Genomic DNA, 1,537 nt, shown 5'->3' with positions numbered 1-1,537 from the left:
GTACTGTGCGAAACGTTTCCTTATAAGTGTATAAACACGAAATAGGAGGATTGCTAAAAAGCAATCACAACTGATTAATTGAAACTTGGAATGAGGGCCGTCATGTTGAGCTGAAACGAGTTATCTGATACTCCTACATGCACGGAATGGTAGTAGCCCGAACGTGTATGAAGCTAGGTGAAGTCGGCTGAAATGTACCTAAGTTCTTAAACAGAATATGGTTCATGATAGGTCGGGATGCTATAAAATATCTAAGGTGAGAATGTCCAGATGGACTGACGAACTTGCGAATGTACAGGTCTAGAATCTAATACGCTCGAAAGACGTATGCTGTAAATGCAGTGTCAAACACCGAAAAGTACGACTAGTACATAGGAACCTCGGAATATCTAACTAATGAGGATATAGAATTGACAGGCTTAAAGTAAGCACCTACGGATATATGTAAAGCTAGGTTAATCGGAACGTTGTAAGTAAGAAACATCCACTATTAAAAGACTACTATCTGGATGGTGTCTATAAGATAAATAAACATCGAAGTGACTTTATTCTTGCGAAAGTAGGGATATAGTACCGATGAAACGTGTAACGAACGTGGAGGGATGGTCCCAAGTCTTATTCGTTGAAGGCAAATCAATTTAATGAAACTCACAGGGTCGAGTACGATGATGGGATTTTCCGCAAGGAAGGAGAAACAATCCATCGGTGAGTACAGCTTTACGGCATGCAGAATATTACAGTATGCAAGACATATTTGATGACCTTTACGAGCGAAGTAAAAACAATGCTACAAAGGGTTTAAGGCTATATGAACATATCATATCGAAAGACAATATCTTATTAGCCTTTCGAAACATCAAAGCGAATACAGGTTCAAAAACAGCTGGAACTGATGGCATCACGATTGATAAATATAAAATTGAAAACGTTGATGAATTTATTGAAGTAATTCGAAAAGCATTAAAGAATTATAAACCTCAAACGGTACGAAGAGTTGAAATACCTAAACCGAATGGAAAGAAAAGACCATTAGGAATTCCAACTATGAGAGATAGGTTAATACAACAGATGTTCAAACAAGTATTAGAACCAATTTGTGAGGCTAAATTTTATCACCATTCATACGGTTTCAGACTAAATAGGTCAACTCATCATGTAATGGCTAGATGTCAGTTCTTAGTCAATAATGTGAAGTTACATCATGTAGTAGACATTGATATAAAAGGTTTTTTTGACAATGTAAGCCATTCAAAATTAATTAAACAAATGTACAGTATAGGTATACGGGATAAAAGAGTATTAGCCATTGTTTCAAAAATGTTAAAGGCACCAATAAAAGGCATAGGTGTTCCAACTAAAGGAACTCCGCAAGGAGGTATCCTATCCCCCCTACTATCGAACATTGTTTTAAATGATTTAGATTGGTGGATAGCTAACCAATGGGAATGCTTAAAACTAAAACATTCTTATGCACCTAATAGTAAGACTAGAGCGTTAAAGAAAACGAATCTCAAACAAATGTATATCATCAGATATG

At 36.2% G+C, this 1,537-nt stretch carries 1 protein-coding gene; it reads left to right on the top strand.

Annotated elements, in window-relative coordinates:
- Positions 1-705: 705 nt before the first annotated feature.
- Positions 706-1,537 (top strand): reverse transcriptase domain-containing protein (locus M3205_RS25035; RefSeq protein ID WP_251172352.1); only part of this gene is annotated, 832 nt, incomplete at its 3' end.

This window comes from Cytobacillus firmus, assembly GCF_023715565.1.
GTDB lineage: Bacteria > Bacillota > Bacilli > Bacillales > Cytobacillaceae > Cytobacillus > Cytobacillus firmus_C.
This window is presented reverse-complemented; position numbering and strand designations above follow the sequence as displayed.